Annotated in this window: 19 protein-coding genes; 10 read left to right on the top strand and 9 right to left on the bottom strand. The window is 67.1% G+C overall.

Annotated elements, in window-relative coordinates:
• Positions 1-105: 105 nt before the first annotated feature.
• On the top strand, positions 106-1950 hold the full coding sequence (gene recQ / locus ACN2C7_RS19505; RefSeq protein WP_419319125.1) for a DNA helicase RecQ: 1845 nt from the start codon (positions 106-108) through the stop codon (positions 1948-1950).
• A gap of 58 nt (positions 1951-2008) precedes the next feature.
• Here recQ and mmcB read toward each other — a convergent pair whose 3' ends face one another.
• On the bottom strand, positions 2009-2461 hold the full coding sequence (gene mmcB / locus ACN2C7_RS19500; protein WP_419319124.1) for a DNA repair putative endonuclease MmcB: 453 nt from the start codon (positions 2459-2461) through the stop codon (positions 2009-2011).
• A gap of 152 nt (positions 2462-2613) precedes the next feature.
• Between mmcB and ACN2C7_RS19495 the strand changes: the two genes are divergently transcribed.
• Positions 2614-3720 (top strand): hypothetical protein, encoded by a 1107-nt coding sequence (locus ACN2C7_RS19495; RefSeq protein ID WP_419319123.1) that lies wholly within the window; start codon positions 2614-2616, stop codon positions 3718-3720.
• On the opposite strand, the gene ACN2C7_RS19490 is transcribed toward ACN2C7_RS19495, so the two are convergent.
• The 3 genes from ACN2C7_RS19490 to ACN2C7_RS19480 form a co-directional block, all read right to left on the bottom strand.
• On the bottom strand, positions 3717-4250 hold the full coding sequence (locus tag ACN2C7_RS19490) for a lipocalin family protein (protein ID WP_419319122.1): 534 nt from the start codon (positions 4248-4250) through the stop codon (positions 3717-3719). The two genes, ACN2C7_RS19495 and ACN2C7_RS19490, sit on opposite strands and share 4 nt — an antisense overlap.
• 4 nt (positions 4251-4254) lie before the next feature.
• Complete coding sequence (locus ACN2C7_RS19485; protein WP_419319121.1) at positions 4255-4794, bottom strand: lipocalin family protein; 540 nt, start codon at positions 4792-4794, stop codon at positions 4255-4257.
• Positions 4795-4880: 86 nt separating this feature from the next.
• The gene (locus ACN2C7_RS19480; RefSeq protein ID WP_419319120.1) at positions 4881-6008 is read right to left on the bottom strand and encodes a ferritin-like domain-containing protein; all 1128 of its coding nucleotides are present in this window, start codon (positions 6006-6008) and stop codon (positions 4881-4883) included.
• Positions 6009-6184: 176 nt separating this feature from the next.
• Between ACN2C7_RS19480 and ACN2C7_RS19475 the strand changes: the two genes are divergently transcribed.
• Entirely contained in the window at positions 6185-6898 is a 714-nt protein-coding gene (locus ACN2C7_RS19475; RefSeq protein WP_419319119.1) for an NAD-dependent deacylase, read from the top strand.
• 71 nt (positions 6899-6969) lie between these two features.
• Here the strand turns inward: ACN2C7_RS19475 and pgm are convergent, their stop codons facing one another.
• On the bottom strand, positions 6970-8610 hold the full coding sequence (gene pgm, locus ACN2C7_RS19470) for a phosphoglucomutase (alpha-D-glucose-1,6-bisphosphate-dependent) (protein ID WP_419319118.1): 1641 nt from the start codon (positions 8608-8610) through the stop codon (positions 6970-6972).
• A 75-nt stretch (positions 8611-8685) separates the two neighbouring features.
• Positions 8686-9561 carry an isoaspartyl peptidase/L-asparaginase family protein gene (locus ACN2C7_RS19465; protein ID WP_419319117.1) on the bottom strand — a complete coding sequence of 292 codons (876 nt, stop codon included), beginning with the start codon at positions 9559-9561 and terminating at the stop codon, positions 8686-8688.
• 69 nt (positions 9562-9630) lie between these two features.
• On the opposite strand from ACN2C7_RS19465, the gene ACN2C7_RS19460 reads away from it, so the two are divergent.
• The 4 genes from ACN2C7_RS19460 to ACN2C7_RS19445 all read left to right on the top strand — a co-directional run bounded on the left by ACN2C7_RS19460 (position 9631) and on the right by ACN2C7_RS19445 (position 13521).
• Positions 9631-10629: an NADPH:quinone oxidoreductase family protein gene (locus tag ACN2C7_RS19460; protein ID WP_419319116.1), complete on the top strand. Its 999-nt coding sequence runs from the start codon at positions 9631-9633 to the stop codon at positions 10627-10629.
• 123 nt (positions 10630-10752) lie between these two features.
• Entirely contained in the window at positions 10753-11628 is an 876-nt protein-coding gene (locus ACN2C7_RS19455; RefSeq protein ID WP_419319115.1) for a WecB/TagA/CpsF family glycosyltransferase, read from the top strand.
• Positions 11629-11710: 82 nt separating this feature from the next.
• Positions 11711-12613 carry an SDR family NAD(P)-dependent oxidoreductase gene (locus tag ACN2C7_RS19450; protein ID WP_419319114.1) on the top strand — a complete coding sequence of 301 codons (903 nt, stop codon included), beginning with the start codon at positions 11711-11713 and terminating at the stop codon, positions 12611-12613.
• A 41-nt stretch (positions 12614-12654) separates the two neighbouring features.
• On the top strand, positions 12655-13521 hold the full coding sequence (locus tag ACN2C7_RS19445) for a DMT family transporter (protein WP_419321504.1): 867 nt from the start codon (positions 12655-12657) through the stop codon (positions 13519-13521).
• Here ACN2C7_RS19445 and ACN2C7_RS19440 read toward each other — a convergent pair.
• Complete coding sequence (locus tag ACN2C7_RS19440) at positions 13506-14480, bottom strand: NAD-dependent epimerase/dehydratase family protein (protein ID WP_419319113.1); 975 nt, start codon at positions 14478-14480, stop codon at positions 13506-13508. The genes ACN2C7_RS19445 and ACN2C7_RS19440 overlap by 16 nt on opposite strands.
• A gap of 1 nt (position 14481) precedes the next feature.
• The gene (locus ACN2C7_RS19435) at positions 14482-15789 is read right to left on the bottom strand and encodes a UDP-glucose dehydrogenase family protein (protein ID WP_419319112.1); all 1308 of its coding nucleotides are present in this window, start codon (positions 15787-15789) and stop codon (positions 14482-14484) included.
• 200 nt (positions 15790-15989) lie between these two features.
• Between ACN2C7_RS19435 and galE the strand changes: the two genes are divergently transcribed.
• Together galE and ACN2C7_RS19425 are read left to right on the top strand one after the other, a co-directional pair.
• Complete coding sequence (gene galE, locus ACN2C7_RS19430; protein WP_419319111.1) at positions 15990-16973, top strand: UDP-glucose 4-epimerase GalE; 984 nt, start codon at positions 15990-15992, stop codon at positions 16971-16973.
• 131 nt (positions 16974-17104) lie between these two features.
• On the top strand, positions 17105-19519 hold the full coding sequence (locus tag ACN2C7_RS19425; protein WP_419319110.1) for an EAL domain-containing protein: 2415 nt from the start codon (positions 17105-17107) through the stop codon (positions 19517-19519).
• 6 nt (positions 19520-19525) lie between these two features.
• Here the strand turns inward: ACN2C7_RS19425 and ACN2C7_RS19420 are convergent, their stop codons facing one another.
• A complete protein-coding gene (locus ACN2C7_RS19420; protein ID WP_419319109.1) occupies positions 19526-21055 on the bottom strand; it encodes a helicase HerA-like C-terminal domain-containing protein in 1530 nt (509 codons plus the stop codon).
• A gap of 97 nt (positions 21056-21152) precedes the next feature.
• On the opposite strand from ACN2C7_RS19420, the gene ACN2C7_RS19415 reads away from it, so the two are divergent.
• Entirely contained in the window at positions 21153-22283 is a 1131-nt protein-coding gene (locus ACN2C7_RS19415; protein WP_419319108.1) for an AI-2E family transporter, read from the top strand.
• The last annotated feature ends 243 nt before the right edge of the window (positions 22284-22526 follow it).

Raw genomic sequence — 22526 nt, 5'->3', positions numbered from 1 at the left:
GCGCAGCCGCGGTATTGCCATTTCAAGTTGAGTGATGTGTTCTGAAATCCACCGGTGCGCCAGGAATGCCTTGGCGCTGCGCATCCCCGCTGTCACAAGTCCGCCGTGCCCACGATCGTTGATTCCGCCCCCCTCGACACCGCCCGTGACGTCCTGCGCAGGACGTTCGGCCATGCTGACTTCAGAGGTCTGCAGGCCGGGGTGATCGGCGAGCTGTTGGCCGGCCGCAGCGCCATGGCCGTGCTGCCGACCGGCGGCGGCAAGAGCCTGTGCTACCAGATCCCCGCCCTGATCCGGCCGGGCCTGGGTTTGGTGGTCTCGCCGCTGATCGCCCTGATGGCCGACCAGGTCGCCGGTCTGCAGCAGGCGGGCGTCGCCGCCGAGCGGCTGGACAGCAACACCCTGCCCGGCGAGCGCGCCGACATCTGGCGACGCATCGACGAGGGCCAGCTGGATCTGCTGTATCTGTCGCCCGAAGGCCTGATGCAGCCGTCGATGCTGGACCGGCTGTCGCGCCTGAACCTGGCCCTGGTCGCCGTCGACGAGGCCCACTGCGTCAGCCAGTGGGGCCACGACTTCCGTCCGGAGTACCGGATGCTGGGTCGCATTGCCGAGGTCTTCCCCAACGTCCCGCGCCTGGCCGTCACCGCCACCGCCGACGCCCGGACCCGCGACGACATCCGCGCCGAACTTCGCCTCGAAGGGGCAGCGGAGTTTGTCGACAGCTTCGCCCGCCCCGAACTGGCCCTCAACGCCGAACGCAAGCGTGGCAAGGGTCATGACCGGGTGGTCGAGCTGGTCCTGGAACGCCCGGGCCGGGCCGGGGTCGTCTATGCCGGCAGCCGCGATTCCACCGAGAAACTGGCCGAGAAGCTGATCGCCCAGGGCGTCCCCGCGCTGGCCTATCATGCCGGCCTCGACAAGAACGTCCGCGCCCGCCGGCTGGAGGAGTTCCTCGAGGCCGACGCGGCGGTGATGGTGGCGACGATCGCCTTCGGCATGGGCGTCGACAAGCCCGACGTCCGCTTCGTGATCCACGCCGATCCGCCCGCCGCCATCGAGGCCTACTGGCAGGAAATCGGCCGCGCCGGGCGCGACGGCCAGCCGGCCGAGGGCATCACCCTGTATGGCTCGGCCGATCTGGCCTGGGCCGGCAAACGCATCGAGGCGCGCGAGGCCCCCGACGAGGTCCGACAGGTCCAGACCCGCAAGCTGCGGCAGTTCTACGCGATGCTGGAGGGAACCACCTGCCGCGCCGCCGCCGTGCGCCGCTATTTCGGCGAGGAGGGCGTGGCCGTCTGCGGTGTCTGCGACATCTGCACCTCGCCGCCCCAGGGGATCGACGCCACACAGGCGGCCCAGAAGGCGCTGTCGGCCGCCCATCGCCTGGGCGGACGCTTCGGGCGGGGTCGCCTGATCGATCACCTGCTGGGCAAGACCAAGGACGTCACCCCGCAGGAGGCCCAGATGTCGACCTTCGGCATCGGCCGCGAGTTCAGCCCGGTCACCTGGCGCGACCTGCTCGACACCCTGGTGTTCGAGGGCCTGCTGCGCGAAGACCCCAATGATGGTCGCCCCCTGATCGGTCTTGGCGAGGTCGAGGGCGTCAAGGCCGTCTATCGCGGCGAGCGCAAGGTCAGCCTGCGTCAGCAGGTCGAGGCGTCCGATCCGACCACCCGCTCCGGCGCGCCGCGCAAGCGCCGCGAGGGCAAAGCCCTGACGGTGCCCGTGGAAGATCAGGCGCTGTTCGAGGCTCTACGGTCCTGGCGCCGCGAACAGGCCCAGTCCCAACATGTGCCACCCTATGTGATCTTCCACGACGCCACCCTGGCCGAGATCGCCGCCGCGCGTCCGTCCAGCCTGCCGGGCCTGGCCAAGGCCGGCGGCGTGGGGCAGGGCAAGCTGGACCGCTATGGCGAGGCGGTGCTGAAGGTGGTTCGGGAGAACTAGAGCATCGTGTGGAAAAGTGGATGCCGGTTTCCCGCAAAAACGATGCGAAAACAGAAAGCTAGAGCTGGTCGGCCTTGACGCCACAGGCCCGCATCGCCCCCAGCCGCGCGAAGGCCAGGGTCAGGGCCTTGCGGCGGGCGGGGGCCAGCGGCGCGACCGGCGCCTCGCGGATCACGGCGCCGCCAAAGGCGTCGGCCACGATCATCCCCGGTTCCTCGGGCAGGATGCCGTCCGGAAAATGCGGGGCGACCGCGAAATAGAAGGCGTCGCAATAGGGCGCGTACTCTGGCCATTTGCGGTCGATGCGGAAGTCTTCCAGCCCCGACTTGACCTCGACGATCAGGATGTCGCCCTTTGGACCCAGGGCCATCAGGTCGGCCCGCCGCCCGTTGGGCAAGGTCACCTCGGCCAAGGGCGCATAGCCCAGCGACACCAGGAACCGCGCGGCCCCCCGGGTGACCGCGTCGGTGGTCTCGGGCCGCGATAGGCGCAGGTCGATCACGACGTCCATGGCCTGATCCTGTTCCAGCTTTGTTCGCGGATCAAGGTTAAATAGCGTCCCGCCGGGCGAGCCGGGTTCCCGCTCTGGGCGCGACGCTTTGACCACAACCTTTCGGCGCAATAGCCCGGATCCATCAAGCGGGGCGTTAGGTGGGCGGTGCTGTGAAGACGTGTTCTGTTCTGGCGGTCGCCACGATCGTGGCTCTGGCGTCGCAAGGCGTTGCGACGGCCGCGCCGCGCACGCCCCCTCCGGCCGAAGCGGCTATCGCCGAGCCTTCGACCGAGACCATCGCCTTCACTCAGCGCAAGTCGCCCGGTCTGCGCTCCGGCGTCGAGGTCAACCTCAATCCCCCCGGCATGGGACTGGCTGGCATGGTGGGCGCCGTGATCGGCCAGGCCATCGTTGAAAACATGTCCGGCGCGCAGCTGGCCCGGAAAAGCCAGATCGTCGATCCGACGCCTGACCTGGCGCGCGAACTGGCTCGGACGCTTGCCGAGCGCCGGGAAGCGGTCGTTCTTGAGCAGCCGATCGCCATCGAGCGCCAGAGTCCCAAGGCGATTGCCAAAATGGCCGTCGGCGCCCGCTACATCGTCGATGTGCGGAACATGGGCTGGCGCGTGGTCGGATCGGCGAGTTACGAAAAGGACGCTATCTATCACGCGAAGCTGGACGTCATCGACGGCCGCACCGGCGCCGTCGCGGTCAACACCTTCTGCCGGTGGGAGGCTCCGGCGCTCCTGAAAAGCGAGAGCGCCCTCTATCGCCCGGACGCCGGGGAACTCGCCAAGGCGCACTTCGCGGCGGGCCATGAGGCTTGTCTGGGTCAGTTCAAGATCGCGATCAGAAGTCTCTACCCTCCGTCGGAGCGGCCCCTGGAGGGCCGAGGGATCGCGCCCTTCCCGCAGGCGAGGACGATCGCCGAGACGTCGCGAATCGAGACCCGGGTGGCGACGCCGGCCGCTGTTGTGATGTCGACACTTCCACCGTCAGCGCCGGTGGTTGCGCCGCCGATCCGGATTGAGGCCACGCCAGGTCTTCCTACGCCTCCGCGAAGGATCGAGCCTGCCCCCCTTGCGGCGTCATCGGTGGTGATCGCCGAGTTCGAACGCCAGGCGCCGCCGCCGGCTCAGCCGCTGCCGCCCTATGTCGAGTACCCCTACGCCCGGCCCTATGAGGCGCCGCCGTCGCGGACCCCGCCGCCGCCTGAGGTCCGCTATGCCGGCCGCGACGCCAACGGCAATCTCACCTGGCCGGGCAAGCGCCCTTAGGGCGCCGGTTGCAGGGTCGGCCGCAGCATCGAGACGTCATAGCCCATGGCCTTGGCCCGGGCGGTCAGGGCCTCGCGCTCCAGGCCGGTCGGCGGCTTGCGGGTCAGAAGCCAGAGATACTTGCCCGAGCCCTCGCCGACGATGCTCCAGCTGTAGTCGTCGGCATGGTCCATGACCCAGTAGTCACCCCAGAACGGGCCGAAGAACGAGACCTGCAGCTTGGCGTTGGTCGCCGCATCGACAACCTTGGCCCGGCCCTCGCTGGTCTTGACTGGGCCGTCTACTGCGCCCTGGCGGCAGGTGTTGAGCACCCGGATCAGGCCATCGGGACGTTTGGAATATTCGGCGGTGACGCCTTCGCAGCCCTTCTCGAACCGCATGTCGTAACGGGCGACCTCGTACCAGAGGCCCAGATAGCGATCCAGTTCCACGGCCTTGGCCGGTTGGGGCGGGCTGGGATTGCCGCTGGGCCCCGCCACGCAGGCGGCCAGCAGCAGGGGCAGGGTCAGGGAGAGGGTCCAGGGTTTCATGCGATCAGACGTCCGGATGGGCGGGGAATTCGAGTTTGGCGTAGCCCAGCGCCCTCACCCGCGACAGGGCTGACGCCCTGATGTCCGAAGGCATGTCCGCCTGGCGCGACAGCAGCCACACATAGTTGCCCCCCGGCGTCGCCATGATCGCCCACGACTGATCGTCGGCCCGGTCCAGCACCCAGTATTCCTGCGTCTTCAGGCCGCCCAGGAAGCTCATCGAGAATTTGGCGTTGAAGGTGTCTGCGACGATCTTGCCGCTGGTGTTGAAGGTCTTGGCCGCGCCGGTGGGCGAGCCCCTGCGACAGATCTGCACGACCTTGAAGCTGCTGGCCCCGGTGCTGGTGAACTGGGTTGAGGCCGCTTCGCAGTCGCGCTGGCCTGAATTGGGCGTGCGGGCGATCTCGAACCATTGGCCCGAATAGAACTCGGCGGAGACGGCCTTGGCCGGAGGCTTGGCGGCGGCGTGGGCCGAACCCGCCATTCCAGCAACACCGAGGGCGCAGGCGAGTCCGCCAGCGGAGATCAGGTTCAGACTGCGCATGGAGAAAACCTTGCCAACAAGGCCACTCAAACGCAAACCGCCCGCCCTTGTTCCGGGCGAGCGGCCTGTTTGGCTTGATCGAAAGCCTATTCGGCGGCGATGCCGATCGCGCCGGCCGGCCGATCGCGGAAGTTGATGGCCTGCAGGTGGCGAATGCCATCTTCGGCGATGTCGTCGCCGACCGTGCGGTCGCCTTCGCCCCGCAGCTCCTCGATGTCGACATACATCGCGTAGAAGGCCTTGGTGCGGTCGGTGATGATGCCGGCGTTCAACAGGGTCTTGACCAGCACGCGGAAGATGTTGGTCTGCTCCTTCATGGCCTCGCGACGCACGTCGTCGGTCATGATCTTCCCGTACTCCTCGACCACCTTGTCGGGATCCAGGCCGAACTCGGCATAGAGATCCATCTGCTGGTGCGGCGAGACGAGGTTGAACAGCAGGGTCTGGAAGCAGTGCGCCGCCCAGTCCTCGATGATGGCGTGTTCCTCGGGCGACAGCTTGGGCACGGTGCGGTCAGCCCAGATCTTGCCGAACTTGTGGTGGAAGGCCTCGTCGGTCATCACCAGCTGCAGCATCTTCTTGCCGACCGGATCATTGATCTGGTTGTAGAAGGTGGCGAAGGCGCCCATGGCCAGGCCCTCGACCAGCATCTGCATGCCGATGATCTTCTTGTAGACCTCGGGCGCGCCGATGATCTCGACCAGCAGGGTCTTCAGGGCCGGGCCGCACTCGACCGGGCGACCCCAACGGGCCTTGATGTATTTGGCGAAGGCCGTGACGTGGCGGGCCTCTTCGCGGGTCTGGTTGGCGGCGTATTCCTGCGCGCCCTGGTCCTTCAGAACGTGGCACAGCGAGGCCGACAGGTTCAGCGCGCCCTGCTCGCCGTGCAGGATCGACGAGAAGCTGCGCAGCACCGACTGGTTGATGAAGCGGATGCGCGTCTTGGGATCGCTGAGGTGATTGGAGACATAGTCGGTCGACAGGGCGATCACGAGATCCTCAGGCACCAGGGCCTGGTTCTCCATGTCGAACGGCACGTCGAAATCGATATAGGCCTTGTCGAGCGGATCCCAGAAGTGGTCGTGGGTTGCCGAAATGATCTTGTCGAAGGCCGTGGAGCGGTTGTTGTAGCGGTCAAGTTCGAGCATCGACTCGAAGTCGTCCGGCGCCACCGCGTCGTACATGGCGTCCTTGGTGATGTTCTTGTCCGTCATGGGGGGCTCCTCCGGTGGCCTGGGTCGGGGCGGGTCTTGCGCCAGCTTCCAACGATCTAAACAGTGTCAACTCAATCTCGCAGACGGGTCAAATTAAAAATGACGGACGCGTCAGGTTCGCTCCAGAGGCGACCCGCCAGCGACCGTCCAGAGGAACCCAGAGGGGGGAAGCTGAAATGGTCCAGCCGCTGAACATCTTCATCCTGACCGGCGCAGGCGTCTCGGCCGAGAGCGGTCTGAAGACCTTTCGCGATTCCGACGGCCTGTGGACCCAGAACGACCTGGCCCAGCTGGCTACGCCGGAAGGCTTCGCCCGCGACCCGGGCCGGGTGCGCGACTTCTATTCGGCCCGCCGCAAGATCCTGGAGATCGCCGCCCCCAACCGCGCCCACATCGCCCTGGCCCGGCTGGAGCGCGAGATGACCGCCCTGGGCGGCTGGGTCTTTCTCTGCACCCAGAACGTCGACGACCTGCACGAAAAGGCCGGCAGCAAGCGGGTCGTGCACATGCATGGCCGGCTGACCGCCACTCGCTGCACCCAGTGTTCCGGCGACTGGATCGACCGGGGTCCGCTGACCGCCCGCCAGGTCTGCCCGGAATGCGGAACGGTCGGCGCCACTCGGCCGGACGTGGTGTGGTTTGGCGAATTGCCGATGTTCATGGACCAGATCAATCAGGCGCTGGAAGAGGCCGACCTGTTCGTGGCCATCGGCACGTCCGGCTCGGTCTATCCCGCCGCCGGCTTCGTGGCCGAGGCGCGGGCCCTGGGGATCGCGACCTGCGAGATCAATGTGGCGCGGTCGGACAATGCCCATGCCTTCGACAGGCGGATCTACGGGCCTGCGACGGAGAAGGTGAGTCAGTGGGTGAGCGAGCTGCTCGGGGATTGAGGGAGCTCTTTGAGAGCAGGTCTGGCACGCTCGACTTCAGGCCACTCGGCGGGTGAAGGGGCGCGGCGGGATCAGCCCTTCAAAGCCCCGGCCACGACTTCGCGCGCCTCGGCTTGCACCTGCTTCAGATGCTCGTCCCCCAGAAACGACTCTGCATAGATCTTGTAGACGTCCTCGGTCCCCGACGGCCGCGCCGCGAACCAGGCGTTCTGCGTCACCACCTTCAGCCCGCCGATGGCCTCGCCATTGCCGGGCGCGGTGGTCAGGGTGGCGGTGATCGGCTCGCCGGCCAGGCTGGTGGCCGTGACGTCGGACGGACTCAGCGCGCCCAGCCGCGCCTTCTGCGCGCGGTCGGCCGGGGCGTCGATGCGGGCATAGGAAGGGCGGCCATATTTTTCGGCCAGATCGTCATACAGCTGGCTGGCGCTGCGACCCGTGCGGCTCTGGATCTCGGCGGCCAGCAGGGCCAGCAGCAGGCCGTCCTTGTCCGTCGTCCACACCGTGCCGTCGCGGCGCAGGAAAGCGGCGCCCGCCGATTCTTCGCCGCCAAACCCGACGCTGCCGTCCAGCAGGCCGGGCACGAAATGCTTGAAGCCGACCGGCACCTCCAGCAGCGTCCGGCCAAGGCCGGCCACCACGCGGTCGATCATCGAGGACGACACCAGGGTCTTGCCGACGGCCACGTCCGGGCCCCAGCCCTCGCGATGGCTGAACAGATAGGCGATCGAGGCGGCCAGAAAGTGGTTGGGGTTCATTAGCCCGCCGTCGGGGGTGACGATGCCGTGGCGGTCAGCGTCGGCGTCGTTGCCAGTGGCCACGTCATAGCCCGCGCCTTCGGCCATGCCCTTGATCAGGTTGGCCATGGCGCAGGGCGACGAGCAGTCCATGCGGATCTTGCCGTCGGTATCCAGCGGCATGAAGGCCCAGCGCGGATCGACCGTCGGGTTGACGACGGTCAGGTCCAGCCGGTGACGCGTGGCGATCTCGCCCCAATAGCCGACGCTGGCCCCGCCCAACGGATCGGCGCCGATCTTCACGCCGGCGCTGCGGATGATGTCGAGATCCAGCACGCTCGGGAGGTCGTCGACATAGCGGCCCAGAAAGTCGAAGCGGCCCGCCTGGGCGATCGCCCGTTCGAACGGCATGCGGGGCACATCGGCCAGACCGCCTTCGATCAGCTGGTTGGCGCGATTGGCGATGCCCGAGGTGGCCGAGCCGTCGGCCGGTCCGCCCGAGGGCGGGTTATACTTGATGCCGCCGTCGCGGGGCGGGTTGTGCGACGGGGTGATCAGGATGCCGTCGGCCAGACCCGAGGTCTTGCCGCGGTTGAAGGCCAGGATGGCGTGCGACACCGCCGGGGTCGGGGTGAAGCCGTCGCGGTCGTCGATGAGCGTCTCGACCCCGTTGGCGACCAGCACCTCGATCACGTTGCGCCAGGCGGGCTCGGACAGGCCGTGGGTGTCGCGGCCGACGAAGATCGGGCCGGTGATCCCCTGGGCGGCGCGGTATTCCACGATCGACTGGGTGATCGCCAGGATATGGGCCTCGTTGAACGCGCCGTCGAGGCTGGAGCCCCGGTGCCCCGAGGTGCCGAACGCCACCCGCTGGCCGGGACTGGACATGTCGGGCTTGAGGTCAAAATAGGCGCCGGTCAGGGCGGCCAGATCGATGAGGTCTTCGGGTCGGGCCAGCTGGCCAGCGCGTGCATGCATGGCGCCAACCTATCCACCCAAGATTACAGGTTCAATCGACCGTTCGCCCTAATCTCCCCACCGTCGGTTGGCGCCTCAGAACGCGGCGCTGAAGATTGTTCCATCCGGCATCAGGGCGGCGCGTTTGACGCCGTCCGAGGCGAACGGCATGGCGACCCTGCCGTCCCGGTCGATGCTGATCAGCCCGCCGTCGCCGCCCAGGGCCGCGACCCCGGCGATGGCGGCGGCCGCCGCGCTCTCCAGGCTTTCGCCGCCAAAGCGCATGCGGTGGGCGATCTGCACCGCCACCGCCGTGCGGATGAAATATTCGCCCTGGCCCGTGCAGGAGACGGCGACGGTGTCGTCGGCCCAGGCGCCGGCCCCGATCAGGGGGCTGTCGCCGATGCGTCCGGGCATCTTGCCGAACACGCCAGCGGTCGAGGTCGCCGCCGCCAGCCGGCCTTCGCTGTCGCGAACCACGCAGCCGACGGTGCCGGTCGGGTGATCGGGCGGATGGTTGCTCTCGAAGGCCCCGGCTTGGGTAAACCAGCTGGCCGGATCGGCGATTTCCTTCAGGCCCTGCGAGCGCGCGAAGGCCATGGCGCCTTCGCCGGCCAGCATCACGTGCGGGGTCTTCTCCATCACCGCCCGGGCGGCGAGGATCGGGCTCTCGAACCCCTGCAGGGCGGCGATCGAGCCGGCGCGGCCGGTGGCCCCGTCCATCAGGCAGGCGTCCAGCTCATAAGCTCCAGCCGCGTTGGGCGAGGCGCCCTTGCCGGCGATGTAGAGGCCGCTGGCTTCCAAGGCGACCACGGTCTCGACGGCGACGTCCAGGGCGCTGGCCCCGGCGGCCAGACGGTCACGCGCCGCCTCGACCAGGCCGGCCATGTGGGCGATCTCGGCGCCATAGTCATGGCCCGGGGCCGAGCCCGCGCCACCGTGCAGGGCGAGACTAAAACGTTTGTTTGACATTCCGCTTCCTTGGTCGCGCGCCCTGCGTTAGCGTCCGGCCTCTTAACGAATAAAGACGGGAGAAGACAGATGAAGGCGGTTCTCAGCACGGTAGTCGGCGGCCCCGAAACCCTGGAATTGTCGGAACTGCCCGATCCCGTGGCCGGTCCCGGTCAGGTGCTGATCGATGTGAAGGCCTGCGGCGTCAACTATCCCGACGTGCTGATCATCGAGGACAAGTACCAGTTCAAGCCCACCCGTCCCTTCGCGCCGGGCGGCGAGGTCTCGGGCCTGATCGCCGCCGTCGGCGAGGGCGTGACGAAGTTCAAGGTCGGCGACCGCGTACTGGCCTCGACCGGCTGGGGCGGCATGGCCGAGAAGCTGGCCCTGGAAGAGGCCCGCTGCACCAAGATCCCCGACAACATGCCCTTCGATGAAGCGGCGGCCTTTATCCTGACCTACGGCACCTCCTATTACGCCCTGAAGGATCGCGGCAGCCTGAAGGCCGGCGAGACCCTGCTGGTGCTGGGCGCTGCCGGCGGCGTCGGCCTTGCGGCCGTGGAACTGGGCAAGGCGGCCGGGGCGCGCGTCATCGCGGCGGCCTCCAGCCAGGAAAAGGTCGATCTGGCCATCGCCCACGGCGCCGACAGCGGTGTGGTTTATCCGCGCGGTCCGTTCGACAAGGACGGCCAGAAGGCCTTGGCCAATCTGATCAAGGAGGCCTGCGGCCCCAATGGCTGGGACGTGGCCTATGACGCGGTCGGCGGTGACTATTCCGAAGCCACCATCCGCGCCGCCGGCTGGAACGGTCGCTTCCTGGTGATCGGCTTCCCGTCGGGCATTGCCAAGATTCCGCTGAACCTGACCCTGCTGAAGTCGTGCGACATCGTGGGCGTGTTCTGGGGCGCCTCGGTGGCCCGCGATCCGGCCGGCCACGCCCAGAACGTCAAGGAACTGATGGCGCTCTACGCCGAGGGCAAGATCAAGCCGCACGTTTCCGAGCGCTTCCCGCTGGAGCGGGCCGGCGACGCCATCGCCCACCTGGCCAGCCGCAAGGCCATGGGCAAGGTGGTTGTGACCAACGACTAGAACCCTCCGGGCCCTGACGGCGGACCGTTGCGTCGTCAGGGTTAAGGGGCGCTAAGGACGAAATTTATCGGGATGCTTACGAGCCATCCCCGAGACTGAACGCGGTTCTCACGAAAGCCGCAGATGTCGCAGACTGCCCGTTCCGTTTCGCCCCCGCAGGGAGGCGCCCGACCGTTCCGCCTCAAGCGGCGCGCCAACGAGCGGGTCAAGCTGCTGGGCGAGACCATGGACCTGGTGCGCCACGAGGAAGTCTTCCACTTCGTCGGAGCGCGGTTGAACCGGGGCGTGTCCTCGATCATCGCCAACCACAATCTTCACAGCCTATACCTCGCCCGCAAGAGCGCCAAGGTCCGGGCCTTCTTCACCGTCGCCGATCTGGTCGAGGTCGACTCTACGCCGCTGCTGGCCTGGGCTCGGGTGATCGGGCGCAGCAGCCGGCAGTTCCACCGCTGCACCTATCTGGACTGGCGCGACTTCTTCTGGGCCAAGGCCCGGGCCGAAAACTGGCGCGTGTTCTTCGTCGGCGGCGCGCCGGGCGTGGCCGAGGCGGCGAGCGAAAAGATCCTGGCCGACCATCCGGGCGTCCAGCTCGAAACGCATCACGGCTATTTCGACGCCAGCCCCGGCTCCGACGAAAACGCGGCGGTGGTCGAGCAGATCAACGCCTTCAAGCCCCATATCCTGCTGGTCGGCATGGGCATGCCGCGCCAGGAGATCTGGGTGCTGGAGAACCACAAGGCGATCACCAGCCCCTGCGCCCACTTTACCGTCGGCGGCGCCTTTGACTACGAGGCCGGCGTCCAGAAGGCCGCGCCCCGCTGGATGGGCCAGATCGGCGTCGAGTGGCTGTTTCGCCTGCTGGCCGATCCGCGCCGGCTCTTTTCGCGCTATTGCGTCGAGCCCTGGTTCCTGATCGGGCCGGCCATGGGCGACCTGCGCCAGGCCTTCCTGACCAAGCCCGCCGCCCAGATCGAAGGCGCGAGCGCCTTTCCAGGCTAGCCAAGCCCTTCGTCCTCCGCGAGTATGATCGTTGATCACCGATCCATCAGAGGTCGGGGCGGGAGCGCGAAGGAACAACGCAATGGCTGGACGTCTGAACGGCAAGGTCGCCGTCATCACTGGAGCTTGCTCGGGCATTGGCCTGGGCGCGGTCGAACTGTTTGTCGCCGAGGGCGCCAGCGTCATCGCCGCCGACATGCAGGAAGACAAGGGCGCGATGCTGGAGAAGCGTTTCCCCGACACCGTGCGCTTCGCCCGCTGCGACGTCACCGTCGAGGCTGACATCGCCAAGGCCGTGAACATGGCCAAGGACGCCTTTGGCGGCCTGGACATCCTGTTCAACAACGCCGGCCACGGTGGTACGCCGCTGGGCGTCGCCGACATGACCGCCGAGGGCTGGGACCAGACCTTCGCCCTGCTGGTGCGCGGCCCGGCCCTGGGCATGAAGTACGCCGTGCCGCTGATGCTGGAGCGCGGCGGCGGCTCGATCATCAACACCGCCTCGATCGCCGGCCTGCAGGCGGGTTTCGGCCCTCTGGCCTATTCGACCGCCAAGTGCGCCGTGATCCATCTGAGCCGCTGCGCGGCGGCCGAGCTGTCGCCCGACAAGATCCGGGTCAACGCCATCTGCCCGGGCCTGATCGCCACCTCGATCTTCGGGGCCTCGATGGGCCTGCCGCGCGAGGTCGCCGACCAGATGGCCGCCCGCGTCGCCGAGGTAGGTCCCAAGATCCAGCCCATCCCCAAGGCCGGCCTGCCCGAGGACATCGCCCGCGCCGCCCTCTATCTGGCCAGCGACGATTCCGAGTTCGTGACCGGCACCCACATCGTGGTCGACGGCGGCATCACGGTGGGCGGCCGCAGCAGCTGGGACAAGAACGCGCCCTCGCCCATCCTGTCGGCCATGGGCATCACGCCGGAGCAGGCCGAGCAGATGCGGATGGCCATGGCCCCCCAAGGAACCCAGGGCGGCGCGGCCGGGTGACGGCAAGCGCCCTAACACCCAACCTGCGTGGCGCGCTGTGGATGCTGGCCTCGGCGGTCGGCTTCACGGCGATGACCACCCTGATCAAGTATCTGGGGCCGGGCTATCCGGCCGCCCTGCAGACCTTCTACCGGCAGCTGGCGGGGGTGATCATCCTGCTGCCGCTGATGGCGCGCGACTGGCGGGGCACGTTCTACACCACCCGGCCGGGCATCCTGATCTTCCGGTCCAGCGCCGGGGTGCTGGCCCTGATCCTCAGCTTCTACGCCTATCAGGAACTGCCGCTGGCCGACGCCAACGCCCTGTCCTTCACCCGGACCCTGTGGCTGGTGCCGTTCGCCGGCCTGATCCTGCGCGAGCCGATCGGACCGTTGCGGATCGGCGCTGCGGTGGTCGGGTTTCTGGGCGTGCTGATCATGCTGCAGCCCGGCGCGGACGGTTCCGGCGGCTGGCTTGGCTGGCCGCAGGCGGCGGCCCTGGCGGCGGCGCTGCTGTTTGCCCTGACCATTACCGGCATGAAGGTGATGACCCGCGACCACTCGCCGTTCACCCTGCTGGTCTATGCGGCCGTGCTGGGCCTGGTGTTCTCGATCCCGCCGGCCCTGTTCGTCTGGCGCTGGCCCAGCCTGCCCGACCTTGGTCTGCTGGCCGCCATGGGCGTGATCGGCACCCTCACTCAAGGGGCCTATATCAAGGGCATGCAGTCGGGCGAGGCGGCGGTGATGGCCCCGATCGACTATACGCGGCTGGTCTTCGCCGTACTGGTCGGCTTCCTGCTGTTCCATGAGGTCCCCAAGACGGCGACCTTGATCGGGGCAGCCATCGTGGTGGGCTCAACCCTGTTCATCTCCTGGCGCGAGCATCAGGTGTCCAGGCGCGCGGCCCTGGTCGATCAGTCGCCGGAATAGCCCCGCCGCCAAGCGACGAACTTCGCGAGCCCATCGGCCAACTTGACCCTGGGCCGGTAGCCGGTCAGCGCGTGCAGCTTGTCGATATTGGCGAAGGTGGCGGTGACGTCGCCGGGCTGCATAGGCCGCATGATCTTGACGGCCTCGACGCCGAGCGCGGCTTCCAGCGTGGAGATCATCTCCATCAGCCCGACCGGATCGTTGTCGCCGATGTTGTAGACCTCGTGTCCGCCCTGGGCCGGCGGGTTGTCGAGGACGCCGACGATGCCGTCGACGATGTCGTCGATATAGGTGAAGTCGCGCGCCATCTCGCCCTCGCCATAGACCTCGATGGGCTCGCCCGAGAGGATCTTCTCGGTGAAGCCGTAATAGGCCATGTCGGGCCGGCCCCAGGGGCCATAGACGGTAAAGAACCGCAGGCCCGACTGGGGAAAGCCATATAGTGCTGCGTAGCTCTGGCTGATCAGCTCGCAGGAGCGCTTGGTGGCGGCATAGAGCGACACCGGCGTCTCGGCCGGATCCGTCTCCTTGAAGCCCGAGCCGTTGAGCGGCCGATCGCCGTACACCGAGCTCGACGAGGCATAGACCAGATGCTCGACGCCTGAGTGACGACAGGCTTCCAGCACCGCCAGATGGCCGGCCAGGTTGGAGCGCTCATAGGCGAACGGATTGTCGATCGAGTAGCGGACACCGGCCTGGGCGGCCAGATGCACCACCCGCCTGGCGCCGGAGGTCTTGACCAACTCCAGCAAGGCCTCGTGCTCGGCGATGTCCATCCGGACCATGGTGAAGCCGTCGCGGCCTTCCAGCCGCGCGGCCCGGGCCGCTTTCAGGGCAGGGTCGTAGTAGGTGTTGAAGTTGTCGACTCCGACCACCGTCTCGCCGCGATCCAGCAGCCGCTCGGCCACATGCATGCCGATGAAGCCGGCCGCCCCGGTGACAATGATCGGCGAAGGCATATCAGCCTCGTCCGATGCTGGCATAGGTGAAGCCGTGGCGGACCATCTCGCTGGGCTTGTAGACATTGCGCAGGTCGACCACGAGCGGGCTGTTCATCAGGAGCTTGAGACGGTCGAGATCCAGGGCCCGGAACTGGTCCCACTCGGTCAGGATCACCAGAGCGTCGACGCCCTCAGCGGCCTCATAGGCGCCGGGCTTGAAGTCGACGCCCGGCAGCATGTGGGCGGCCTCCTTAGCGCCTTCGGGATCATAGGCCTGCACCGTCGCCCCCATGGCCTGCAGGGCCGGCAGGATGTCGAGGCTGGGGGCGTCGCGCATGTCGTCGGTGTTGGGCTTGAAGGTCACGCCCAGCACCCCGATCGTCTTGCCGGTCAGATCGCTCAAGCCGAGGGCGTCGGCGACCTTGGTGGCCATGGCCTTCTTGCGCGCGTCGTTGACCGCCACCGTGGTCTCGATGAGCTTGACCGGCGCGCCATAATGCTGGGCTGTGCGGACCAGAGCGATGGTGTCCTTCGGGAAACAGCTGCCGCCATAGCCGGGACCGGCATTGAGGAACTTGCCGCCGATGCGCTTGTCCAGGCCAATGCCCTTGGCCACCTGCTGCACGTCGGCCCCGACCTTTTCGCAGAGGTCGGCCATCTCGTTGATGAAGGTGATCTTCATCGCCAGGAACGCGTTGGCGGCGTACTTGATCAGCTCGCTGGTGCGGCGGCCGGTGAAGACGATCGGCGTCTCGTTCAGGCTCAGCGGGCGATAAAGGTCGCGCATCACCGCCTGGGCGCGCTCATCCTCAGTGCCGACCACCACGCGGTCCGGGCGCTTGAAGTCCTCGATGGCCGCGCCTTCGCGCAGGAACTCGGGATTGGAGACCACGGCGAACTGGGCGTCGGGGCGAACGCGCTTGATGATCGCCTCGACCTCGTCGCCGGTGCCCACCGGCACGGTCGACTTGGTGACGATGACGGTGAAGCCGTCGATCAGGCCGGCGATCTCTTCGGCGGCGGCGTAGACATAGGACAGGTCGGCATGGCCGTCGCCGCGACGGGTGGGGGTGCCCACGGCGATGAACACCGCGTCGGCGTTCTTGATCGCCTCGGCGCCTTCCAGGGTAAAGAACAGGCGGCCCTCGCGAACGTTGCGGGCGACCAGGTCATCCAGACCGGGCTCGAAGATCGGGATCTCGCCCTTTTCCAGCCGCTCGATCTTGCTCGGATCCTTGTCGATGCACGTCACCACGTGACCGAAGTCGGCGAAACACGCCCCCGACACCAGGCCCACATAACCCGTGCCAATCATCGCTACGCGCATCGAAACACCCTGATCCGATTGATCATCGCCCGACGGGCGACGCTTGTGCCTAATCCAGCAATCGTGGCGCCGAGGCAAGCCGTCTGCCCTAGACGCTCAACCCATGACAACATCATGACGAACGTCTCGGTGGGTCACACCGGTCTTCCACCCCTGACCTAAAGCCGATAGCCAGAGGCCTGCATCGCGAGGGGAATTTCATGCAAACCGTTCTGGTGGCCGGGGGCGCTGGCTATGTCGGCTCCCACACCTGCCTGGCCCTGGCGGCGGCGGGCTTCAGCCCCGTGGTGTTCGACGACCTCTCCAACGGCCACAGCGAGCACGTCCAGTGGGGGCCGCTGGAAATCGGCGACATTCGCGACCCCGCCAGGCTGGACGCGGTGTTCGCCGCCCACAGGCCCGTCGCCGTCATGCATTTCGCCGCCCGGATCGAGGTCGGGGAGTCGGTCAAGGATCCCGGCGCCTTCTTCGACAACAACGTGGCCGGCACGATCAACCTGATCGAGGCCGCCCGCCGGGCCGGCGTCGAGGCCATGGTGTTTTCCTCGACCTGCGCCACCTTCGGCGATCCGGTGAGGGTGCCGATGGACGAGACCCATCCGCAGAACCCGCTCAATCCCTATGGCCGCAGCAAGCTGATGGTCGAGCAGGCCCTGGCCGACTACGGCCGCTATGTCGGCTTCCGCAGCACGGTGCTGCGCTATTTCAACGCCGCCGGCGCCGATCCCGACGGCCGGATCGGCGAGTGGCACGAGCCCGAGACCCATGCCATTCCGTTGGCGATCCAGGTGGCTCTGGGGCAGCGGCCGCATTTCACGATCTTTGGCGACGACTACGACACCCGCGACGGCACCGCCGTGCGCGACTATGTCCACGTGCTGGACTTGGCCGACGCCCACCTCGCCGCGCTGAACCGCCTGCTGGATGGCGCGCCGAGCACCAGCTACAATCTCGGCACCGGCCATGGCACGACGGTCAAGGAGCTGATCGCCGGCGTGGAGCGCGCCACCGGCAAGCCCCTGCCTGTGCAGATCGCCGCGCGCCGCTCGGGCGATGCGCCCATCCTGGTCGGCGACAACGCCAAGGCTCGCGCCGAGCTGGGCTGGACCCCGTCGCGCGATCTCGACGTGATCCTTGCAAGCGCCTGGCGCTGGCACCAGACCCAGGCCGCCGCCGGTCGGTGAAGGTTGATCAGGGATGATCCAGCCCTTGATCCGGCGGGATCTTGGCCAATTGTCGCACGACCGCGCGTTGAAAGAGTTTATTTGTAACTCTCCCGGTATCGTCTGAGGGCTGTGATCCGGGGGAACCGCGTGTGTTGAAGGTTTTGGCCTGTCTGACGACCGAGCATGACTATCGGTTGGTCGGCGTGGCGGCGGTCGTTTGTTTCGCCGCCTGCTTCACCGCGTTCAGACTTTACTCACGCATGCGCGGCGCCAAGGGGCTCGTCAGAGCGGCCTGGCTGCTGCTCACCGGCCTGGTGTGCGGGTCGGGGGTCTGGGCCACCCATTTCATCGGTATGGTCGCCTACGACCCCGGTCTGAAAACGGGCTACAGCCCGACCGGCACCCTTTTGTCCCTGATGATCGCCGTCCTGTTCATCGGCTCGGGCTTTGTCGTCGCCTCGGCGCAGCGCACGCGCACCAATGACATGGCCGGCGGCCTGATCCTCGGCATGGGCGTCGCCTCCATGCACTATACCGGGATGACCGCCTTCGTGACCCAGGGCCACATTGTCTGGGAACATGCGACGGTCGGCGCCTCGGTGCTGTTTGGCGTAGCCGGCTCTACGGCCGCTTTGATCCTCGCGGGCCGCGCTCGCAGCATCGGCAAACAGATTCTGGGCGGCGCCATACTGACCCTGGGCGTCTGCGCCCTGCATTTCACCGGCATGGGCGCCATCACCATTGTGCCCGACACTTCGATCGTGGTCCCCGAGCAACTGCTTTCGGGCGGCTTCCTGACCCTTGCCGTCACCAGCATCACCGGCCTGATCATCCTGGGCGGGCTCGGCGCCGTCGCGATCGAATCCCAGACCACACGCTCGGCCCTCGAACGCATCCGCCGCATGGCCAACGCCGCCTATGAGGGCATCGTGGTCGTCCAGGACGGCCGTATCAACGACGCCAACGCCGCCTTCTGCGAGCTGGTCGGGGCGCCGCTTGAAGAGATCAAGGGCAAGCCCCTGTTCGAAGCGATCCTCACCTTCGACGGCGACGAGGCCTCCCGCGACGGCGTGCGCCGCGAAGGCTTTCTGCAACCGCTCGAAGGCGGCCGCGAAATTCCCGTCGAGGTGTTCTCGCGTCTGATGGACGACGGCGCCCGCACGGAGACCTCAGGTCTTACCGTGCTGGCGGTCCGTGACCTGCGCGAACGCCGCTCGGCCGAAGAGAAGATCCGCTATCTGGCCGAACATGACGGCCTGACCGGTTTGCCCAATCGCAACTCACTGCAGACCCGCCTGGCCGCCGCCATAGAGCGCGTTGAGGCCTCGGGGGAGACCCTGTCGGTGATCTGTATCGACCTCGATCATTTCAAGGAAGCCAACGACCAGCATGGTCACCCGGCGGGCGACGCCTTGCTCGTTGAGACAGCCCGTCGTCTGCAGGATTCCATCTCGGCGCCCTCCTTCGCCGCACGGCTGGGCGGCGACGAGTTCATGGTTGTGCAGGTGGGGGCGGGCGACCAACCGACAGCCGCCGCCGAGCTCTCGGGCCGACTTCTGGACGTTCTGGCGACCCCGGTCATGTTCGAAGGTCAGGACCTGGCCATGGGCGCCAGCCTGGGTGTCAGCCTCTACCCCGACGACGGCCGCACGACAGAGTCACTGATGGCCAATGCCGACATGGCGCTGTATCGCGCCAAGGAAGGCGGTCGCGGGATCTATCGCTTCTTCAAGCGCGAGATGGACGAGTCGATCCGCGAGCGCCGCGCCCTTGCCCGCGATCTGAAGCAGGGCATCGCCGACGGCGAACTGGTGGTCTACTACCAGCCTCTGGCCCGGGCTTCCGATGGCGAGGTTTGCGGTTTCGAAGCCCTGGTCCGCTGGCAGCATCCGACCCGCGGCATGATCCCGCCGCTCGATTTCATTCCTGTGGCCGAAGAGAACGGCCTGATCGCCCCGCTGGGCGAATGGGTCCTGCGTCGCGCCTGCGCCGACGCCGCCGCCTGGGAGAAGCCGCTGCGCATCGCGGTCAACCTCTCGCCGCTGCAGCTGAACAACCCCGCCCTGCCGACCCTGGTGCACGAGGTGCTGATCGCCACCGGCCTTTCGCCCCACCGGCTGGAGCTGGAAATTACCGAGAGCGCGCTGTTCAAGGACTATCAGCGGGCGCTCGACAACCTGCGCCGGCTCAAGGCGCTGGGCGTTCGCATCGCCATGGATGATTTCGGCACAGGCTTCTCTTCGCTGTCCACGCTGCAGTCGTTCCCGTTCGACAAGATCAAGATCGACAAGAGCTTCGTCGAGAACATCCACCGTCATGACCGCGCGACCGTGATTGTCCGCGCTGTCCTGGGCCTGGGTCGCAGCCTGGAGATTCCGGTCGTCGCCGAGGGCGTGGAGACTCAGGAGCAGATCAACTTCCTGCGCAGCGAGGACTGCGCCGAGCTGCAGGGTTACGCCATCGGTCGGCCGGGACCGCTGCACACCCTCGACGCCTGGACCAAGGTGGCCCCGGCCCCGGTCGCCGCCCAGGCGCCCAAGCGCGCCAGGCGTTCCGCCGCCTGAGACCGATCAGCGACCGCGCTTCAGACCCCCAAGCAGGCCCCGCATGATCTCGCGGCCGGCCTGACTGGCGACGGTGCGCAGCAGCGACTTTGCGAAGGTCTCGGCCATGCCCTGGCGATTTGAAGCGCGGGGGCGAGGGGCGGCTCGCGTCTCGCGCGCCTCTTCCCGGGCCCGAACCTTTTCTTCAGCGATCCGGACCTTCTCCGCCTCGGCCGCGTCCTGGGCGGCGTCGGTCTGGCGAAGGGCGTCCTGGGCTCGGCCCTGCAGGACCTCATAGGCCGAGCCGCGATCCTGGGCGGTGTCATAGAGGCCGGCCACCGGGCTCCTGGCGATCAGCGCGGTGCGCTCCTCCGGCGTCAGCGGACCCAGGCGCGAAGCGGGCGGGCGGATCATGGTCTTCTGCACGACGCAGGGCGCGCCCTTGGCGTCTAGGGTCGAGACCAGGGCCTCACCGACGCCCAGGCCCTGAATGGTCTCGGCCGTGTCGAAGGAGGGATTGACCCGGAACGACTGGGCGGCGGCCTTCAGACCCTTCTGGTCGGCGGGCGTGTAGGCGCGCAGGGCATGCTGGATACGCGCCCCCAGCTGGCCGAGGACTGCGTCAGGAATGTCGGCCGGGTTCTGGGTGACGAAATAGATTCCCACGCCCTTGGAACGGATCAGGCGCACGACCTGCTCGATCTTCTCCAGCAGGGGCTTGGGCGCGTCGTTGAACAGCAGGTGAGCCTCGTCGAAGAAGAACACCAGGCGGGGTTTGTCCACATCGCCCAGCTCAGGCAGTTCCTCGAACAGTTCCGACAGCAGCCACAGCAGGAAGGTCGAATAGAGCTTGGGTGACTGGATCAGCCTGTCGGCGGCCAGCAGGTTCACGTAGCCGCGTCCAGCGACGTCGGTGCGCATGATGTCGGCGAGCTTCAGAGCCGGCTCGCCGAAGAAATTGTCAGCGCCCTGGCTCTGCAGGGTCAGCAGCTTGCGCTGGATCGCGCCCACCGTCGCAGGTGAGACATTGCCATAGAGCGTCCCGATGTCGGCGGCGTTGTCGGCGACATATTTCAAGCCGGCCTGCAGGTCCTTCAGGTCCAGCAGCAGCAGGCCGTCCTTGTCGGCGACGTGGAAGACGATGGTCAGGACGCCTTCCTGAACATCATTGAGCTCCAGCAGGCGCGCCAGCAGTACGGGACCCATCTCCGAGATCGTCGTGCGGATCGGATGACCCTTCTGGCCGAACAGGTCCCAGAACACGGTCGGCGGGGCGGCCGGGGTCAGGGTCAGATCCATTGAGGCGGCGCGGGCCAGCATCTTCTCGTTGGGCGTCCCGGCCAGGGCGATGCCCGAAAGATCCCCCTTAACGTCTGCGGCGAACACAGGGACGCCGGCGTCCGAAAACGCCTGGGCCATGATCTGAAGGGTCACCGTCTTGCCGGTGCCGGTCGCGCCCGCCACGACGCCGTGCCGATTGGAGCGATCCAGTCGCTGGGTCACCGGACCCTCGCCCAGCCCGATCAGGATTTCGCCTTCACCAATCGACAAGGTCATATGCAACATCCTCCAAACTTGAGCACTGACCCTAACCGCGCCCTTGCGCCGCGCCAATCGCGGTAGGCAAAGTGTTACGATCTCCAGGAGTTCTTGAATGACCGTTTCGTCGTCCGCCGCCACTCGCAACGCCGTGGTCTTCCTGGCGGTCATCGCGGGCGGCGCGGCGCTGCTGTGGATGCGCGACATCCTTTCGCCCCTGGCCCTGGCGGTCTTCCTGGCGGTGATGATCGACAGCTTTTCGCGGGTGCTGACCATCAAGGCGCGCTTCCCCAAGCGCGTGGCCCTGCCGACTGCGATCGTCCTGTTGACCCTGCTCTTCGGTCTTTCGGTGTGGGTGGTGGCCGAAAACAGCGCCAGCTTTGTCGACCAGCTGAAGGACTATGCGCCCAGGCTCAATGACGTGATCGCCAGGCTGGCCCACGCGGTCGGCATCCATGTCGCGCCGACCTTGAGTGACCTGATCACCCAGCTCGATCCGCAACGCTTTATCGGCGCTGCGGCCCAGAGCCTGCAGAACTTTGCCTCCAGCGCCGTGCTCGTTCTGATCTATCTGGGCTTTATCATCGCCTCGCGCCGGGGCTTCAACCGCAAGATCGTGGCCCTGTTTCCGCAGGGCGGCGAGCGGGACAAGGCGATGGTGCTGTTCCACCGCATCCGCGACGGCGTGGAGCAGTATCTGTGGATCCAGACGGTCACGGGCCTGATGATCGCGGTCGGCGCCTGGCTGGTGATGGCGCTGCTGGGGCTCGACAACGCCTTCTTCTGGGCCTTCCTGATTTTCCTCGCCAGCTACATCCCGATCCTGGGCGGCGCCATTGGCTGCTTCTTGCCACCGCTGTTCGCCATCGTGCAGTTTCCCGACAGCTTCCTGCCGGCGACGATCCTTTTTGTGGCCCTGCAGGCGATCTATTTCGTGGTCGGCAACATCGTCTTGCCCCGCATGCAGGGCGACAGCCTGAACATGGACCCGACCGTGGTGTTGTTGTCCCTGGCGGTCTGGGGCGCCCTGTGGGGTGTGCCCGGCATGTTCCTGTCGACCCCGCTGACGGTGGCCTTCATGGTGATCCTGGCCCAGTTTGACGGCTCGCGCTGGATCGCCATCTTGCTGTCCGAAGACGGTGATCCGCAGGGGGCGAGTGTAACCTCGGGCGGAGAGGCGTCGGAGGCTGAGACGCCAAGGTCGGCCGCCCGACAGAAAGTCGCCAAGGGGGACTTAAAATCCTGAACGCGGCGCCTATCTCTGTTCGGTCCGACACCCCCCGGTCGGACCCCCGCCCGACGCAGCCTGGTTCTCCGGCGCGTCCGAAGCGGAAAATGCCCGCCCGCTCCCCCCGGGCGGGTCTGCGCCGCCGGTTTCCCCCACCGGCGGCGCTTCCGTTTTCTCCCGACATTCCCAGCGCGTTCGAAATCCGCAAGATCCATGGCGGGTTTTCGATGTCCTGGTTGAATCACACCCCGAAAAGTCTAG

This window comes from Caulobacter sp. ErkDOM-E (genome assembly GCF_048541895.1).
Taxonomy (GTDB): Bacteria; Pseudomonadota; Alphaproteobacteria; order Caulobacterales; family Caulobacteraceae; genus Caulobacter.
The sequence above is the reverse complement of the archived record's forward strand: the minus strand, read 5'-3'. Positions and strand labels throughout refer to the sequence as shown.